Consider the following 3,896-nt stretch of genomic DNA (forward strand, 5'->3'; position numbering starts at 1 on the left):
GCGCACCGCTTGCGGCCGTCCCGCCGTAGCGACGCTGACGTACGTCTACGCCGACTCGACCGCGGTCCTCGGCCCGCTCGCCACCTACGCCGAACCCCACTGCTACGACCTGTGCGCCGAGCACTCCGAGCGCCTCACCGCCCCGCGCGGCTGGGAGGTCGTCCGGCTCCTCGACGGTTCCGCCCCGGCCCGCCCCAGCGGCGACGACCTCGAAGCGCTCGCCAACGCGGTGCGCGAGGCGGCGCGTCCCCAGGAGCGGGCCGCCGGAGCGGGCGGCGGAGCGCGCGCGGCGGATCCGATGGAGGTCGCGCGCCGGGGTCATCTGCGCGTCCTGCGCTCGCCCGACAACTGAGCCGCCTCCTCTCGGGCCCCCGACCCTCTCCAGGGCCCTCCCTGCCTCCTTCCGGAACGACTCGCCGCTGCACGACCATTGACGCACCGTTGTCGCGGACACGACCATTCCGTCCCAGTGGCCCCATGCCGGGAGATCGCTTTCGCATGGCGGAACAGAGGAGGCGGCCGTGTACGTCCAGGAACTCGAACCCGTCGGCGGCTCGCTCGGCCTGTCCGCCCTCGTGGCGGCCCTGCCCCTGCTGATCGTCCTCGTCCTGCTCGGCGGCGTGCGCATGAAGGCGCACCTGGCGGGTCTGATCGGCCTCCTGGCGGCCGTGCTGGTCGCCTGCCTCGCCTACGGCATGCCGTTCGGCCAGACGCTCTCCAGCGGCGCCCAGGGCGCCGTCTTCGGCCTCTTCCCCATCCTGTGGATCGTCGTCAACGCCCTGTGGGTGTACCGCATGACCGTCCGCACCCGGCACTTCGACATCCTCAGGCGGTCGTTCGGCCGGCTCTCCGACGACCCGCGCATTCAGGCGCTCGTCGTCGCCTTCTGCTTCGGCGCGCTCCTGGAAGCCCTCGCCGGGTTCGGCGCGCCCGTCGCCATCTGCTCGGTCATGCTCGTCGCGCTCGGCTTCGACCCCGTCCGCGCGGCCGTGGTGTCGCTGGTCGCCAACACCGCCCCGGTCGCGTTCGGCGCGATGGGCACCCCCGTGGTCACCCTCGCCCAGGTCACCGGGCTGCCGCTGGACGACGTCGCCTCCGTGGTGGGCCGCCAGACCCCGCTGCTCGCCCTGGTCGTGCCGCTGGTCCTGGTCGGCCTCGTGGACGGACGGCGCGGCCTGCGCGAGACCTGGGTGCCCGCACTGGCCTGCGGAGTCGCCTTCGCCGTCGCCCAGTTCGCCGCCTCCAACTACCTCTCCGCCCAGCTCGCCGACATCGGCGCCGCGCTCGCCGGGGCCGGCGCCCTCGTCGCCGTACCGCAGGCCCGCAGGCCCGCCGCCGAACCCGTACGCGCCGCCGTCCTCACCGGCGCACGCAGCGAGGAGCTGGACGAACGCGACCCCGCGCGGGAGGTCGTCCGCGCCTACGCCCCCTACGCGCTGATCGTCGCGATCTTCTCCGTCGCGCAGATCCCGGCCGTCAAGGACTGGCTCGCACAGGCGACACAGACCTACGACTGGCCCTTCCTGAACGTCGTCGGCCCCGACGGCGAACCGGTCGGCGGCAACGTCTACACCTGGCCGATCGTCTCCACCGGCGGCACGCTCGTCCTCCTCGCGGGTGTCGCCACCGCGTTCGTCCTCGGCGTGCACGCGCGCGTGGCGGTCCGCGAGTGGCTCGCCACCGTCCACGAACTGCGGTACGCCATCCTCACCGTCACCTCCGTGCTGGCCCTCGCCTACGTCATGAACCTCTCCGGACAGGCCGCCACCATCGGCCACTTCGTGGCGGCGGCCGGCGCCGGACTCGCCTTCCTCTCCCCGGTGCTGGGCTGGTTCGGCGTGGCCGTCTCCGGCTCCGACACCTCGGCCAACGCGCTCTTCGGCGCCCTGCAGGTGACCGCCGCGCGGGAGTCCGGTCTCTCGCCCGAACTGCTCGCCGCCGCCAACAGCTCCGGCGGAGTCCTCGGCAAGATGATCTCGCCGCAGAACCTCACCATCGCCTGCGCCGCCGTCGGCCTCGCCGGCCGCGAGGGCGACCTGCTGCGCAAGGTCCTGCCCTGGAGCCTCGGCCTGCTGCTGGTGATGTGCCTGATCGTGGTCGGACAGTCCTCACCCGTACTGGACTGGATGCTGCCGTGAGCGGCGCTGCGACCGGCTCGACGGCTGGCCGCGCGCGCCGGTGACCACGCCGCCGAGGATCCGCTCGTCGGTCCGAGGCGCCGACGGGCGAAACGGTCGAGCGGCGTGTCTCAACCCGCGTCGTGTATGGCGTCGGAGGCGAGGAGCCGGGACACGTGGTCAGCGGTCTCCTCCCACCGGTCCACCGCCACGCAGGGAATTCCCATGGCCTTGACCGGGTAATCGTTCCCGCCCTCTTCGAGACGGTCCCCGATGAACAGGATGTCGTCCTCGACGAGGCTCAGATGCTCCATGAGCTTCCTCATGCCGTACGCCTTGTCGATCCCGAGCCGGGTCACGTCGATGGAGGTCGAGCCCCCGGAGCGCACTTCCAGATCCGCGAGTCGCCCGGCGACGCGTTCACGCAGCCGCCTCTTCTTCGACCCGTCGGGGTCCCAGGCGTACTTCTCCTGTACGGGCGCCGACTGTCCCAGGGCGGAGAAAGTGATCTGACTCCCGCGGTCCTCGATGATGTCGCCCCACGTCTTCGACTCCCACAGGCCCAGCTCCTCGGCGCTCTGCGTCAGCGCCTCGACGACCCGGGATTTGTCCTCCGGAGTGAAATCCTCGGAATACATCTGACGCCATTCCCCGTCGTCCCACCGGTAGTACCGGGTTCCGCACGTGGGCATCAGGTGAAGACGCTCGCGTGCGGAAGCAGTGGTCGGAAGATGACGCAGCACCTGTTCCTCGAACTGCTCGAAACGCCCCCCGGAGATGATGCAGACATCGGTCCTCTCCAGCAGACGCGTCAGAAGATCCGCCATCTTGCCGTCTATCCGGGACTTGGAAACGGTGAGGGTGTCGTCCAGGTCGAACGCCACCACACGCGCGAGCTTCTGGGCTTGATTCTCCACAGCTGCTGTCTTCTCTTTCCTGTGTCTTGTTCTGCTGTCTTGGGCGGGCCTGCTGGTCAAGGGGAAGATCAAGGAGAAGCGGGGCCTCCGGCGTCACGAGGACAGTGGCCGACAGCAAGCTTCCAGCAGTATGCAGGCGACACCGAGAAACGTCCGCGCGACGGGCGCTCGCCACGGACGACGCGTTGCTCCCTCCCGTGGCGCAGCACGCGGCCCGGCCCGGCGAACCGCGCGCAGAGCGAAGCCCGCATGGCGAGCGAAGTCCGCGTGCCGAGCGAAGCCGGTGTGCCGAACGAGATCCGCCTGCCGAGCGCAGTCCCCCTGCCGAAAACGGTCGGCCGATCCGACCGAAATCTTCCGCCGTCACGTCCTCAGCCGCTCCGCTCACGGTGCCACCTCCCCCGGCGGTACCCTGACCAGCACATCCACCTACACCCGCACCTTCCCCGAAGGGAACCCCCATGCCGCTCGAAGCCGGCCTCCTGGAGATCCTCGCCTGCCCGGTCTGCCACGCCCCCCTCAAGGAGCAGGACACCGAGCTGATCTGCACCGGCCAGGACTGCGGCCTGGCCTACCCGGTGCGCGACGGCATCCCCGTCCTCCTCGTCGACGAGGCCCGCCGCCCCGAGTAGCCGCGCCCCCGGCCCCGGCCCGCCCGGAGACCGGCCCCCGCGCACCTGACGCCCCCGGCGATCGGAGACCGCCGTCATGCTCGACGAAACGCTGCTCGACAGCCCCGAACGACTCGCCGGCGCAGACCGCCGCGGCCTGCTCCGCGGCGCCGCCGAAGCGGGCGCCCGCGTCCGCACCGCCGCCCGGCTCGCCGCCGAGGCCGGCGTCCCCGGCCTCCGACCCGACGGCC

General features: G+C 71.6%; 4 protein-coding genes and 1 pseudogene. 4 read left to right on the top strand and 1 reads right to left on the bottom strand.

The genetic code is table 11. From position 1 onward, the window contains the following. Together UW392_RS14105 and UW392_RS14110 are read left to right on the top strand one after the other, a co-directional pair. On the top strand, positions 1–352 hold a 352-nt coding region (locus UW392_RS14105), incomplete at its 5' end, for a DUF3499 domain-containing protein (protein WP_320775308.1). A 169-nt stretch (positions 353–521) separates the two neighbouring features. After that, positions 522–2,138 carry an L-lactate permease gene (locus tag UW392_RS14110; protein ID WP_320775309.1) on the top strand — a complete coding sequence of 539 codons (1,617 nt, stop codon included), beginning with the start codon at positions 522–524 and terminating at the stop codon, positions 2,136–2,138. A gap of 110 nt (positions 2,139–2,248) precedes the next feature. On the opposite strand, the gene UW392_RS14115 is transcribed toward UW392_RS14110, so the two are convergent. Continuing rightward, entirely contained in the window at positions 2,249–3,034 is a 786-nt protein-coding gene (locus tag UW392_RS14115) for an HAD-IIB family hydrolase (RefSeq protein ID WP_320775310.1), read from the bottom strand. 461 nt (positions 3,035–3,495) lie between these two features. On the opposite strand from UW392_RS14115, the gene UW392_RS14120 reads away from it, so the two are divergent. Next, the gene (locus UW392_RS14120; protein WP_320775311.1) at positions 3,496–3,666 is read left to right on the top strand and encodes a Trm112 family protein; all 171 of its coding nucleotides are present in this window, start codon (positions 3,496–3,498) and stop codon (positions 3,664–3,666) included. Between the two features lie 76 nt (positions 3,667–3,742). Then, positions 3,743–3,896 (top strand): annotated as a pseudogene (locus UW392_RS14125) (mannose-6-phosphate isomerase); the annotation flags it as partial.

Source organism: Streptomyces sp. CRN 30 (assembly GCF_034105845.1).

Excerpts from the sequence above, each read along its gene's own strand:
- UW392_RS14120 (WP_320775311.1), top strand. The coding sequence starts at position 3,496 with ATGCCGCTCGAAGCCGGCCTCCTGGAGATCCTCGCCTGCCCGGTCTGC.